This window comes from Paenibacillus sp. 01L418 (assembly GCF_056400045.1).
The window spans coordinates 1-930 of the sequence record NZ_JBFTSN010000814.1 but is presented as its reverse complement, the minus strand read 5'-3'; the positions used below and the strand labels follow the sequence as shown (position 1 = coordinate 930).

At 47.8% G+C, this 930-nt stretch carries 3 rRNA genes; all 3 read right to left on the bottom strand.

From position 1 onward, the window contains the following. Positions 1-182: ribosomal RNA gene (locus AC1DSE_RS35840) — 23S ribosomal RNA — on the bottom strand; the annotation flags it as partial. 292 nt (positions 183-474) lie between these two features. Beyond that, positions 475-591, bottom strand: a 5S ribosomal RNA gene (rrf, locus tag AC1DSE_RS35835). Between the two features lie 171 nt (positions 592-762). Continuing rightward, a 16S ribosomal RNA gene (locus AC1DSE_RS35830) occupies positions 763-930 on the bottom strand; the annotation flags it as partial.

Below are 930 nucleotides of genomic sequence, written 5' to 3'. Positions count from 1 at the left end.
CCTCTTACTAACCTATGTATTCAGTTAGTAGTAACTRTCCATTACGAYAGMTGGGTTTCCCCATTCGGAAATCCTCGGATCAATGCCTGCTTACGGCTCCCCGGGGCGGTATCGTTGTTCGCCACGTCCTTCTTCGGCTCCTGGTGCCTAGGCATCCTCCGTGCGCTCTTACTAGCTTAACCWATYGYTCSKGKTGATTCGGCTTGTSCGCCGTTTTCATTTTGTTTCTCTGATCTCCTRAGACATCAAATRGTTGAAACAAAACGAAAAGAAGTCGCATCAATCACGAACAACCTTCACTAACAATTAAATCAATGTAGCTAAAGGATGTTTCAGCAATTCTTTTTCTTTCGTTATCCAGTTTTCAAGGTGCAATTTGTTTCCACCGCTTTCGCGGCAGGARTRTTAGATTAACATATTCGCTYGTTACAATCAACCACTAAAAGTTGGTAAYTCRCTTGTATGATTTAATCCGCTTGGCGACGTCCTACTCTYCCAAGACCCTGCGGTCTAAGTACCATCGGCGCTGAAGGGCTTAACGGTCGTGTTCGGTATGGGAACGCGTGGTTCACCTCCGCCATCGCCACCAAACGAATGACTAGACATACTGAAAGAAAGCGTACTACAATTCCACGAAATCAGATCAGGCGCTAACGCCTCGTTCTTCATCTATGTATTGCTTTACTCTTTCAAAACTGACAACGAGTAAGCGATAAACTGCCAAGTTTATCCGAACCTCATCGGGYYCGGGTATTTCCTTAGAAAGGAGGTGATCCAGCCGCACCTTCCGATACGGCTACCTTGTTACGACTTCACCCCAATCATCTACCCCACCTTCGACGGCTAGCTCCCTTGCGGGTTACCCCACCGGCTTCGGGTGTTGTAAACTCTCGTGGTGTGACGGGCGGTGTGTACAAGACCCGGGAACGT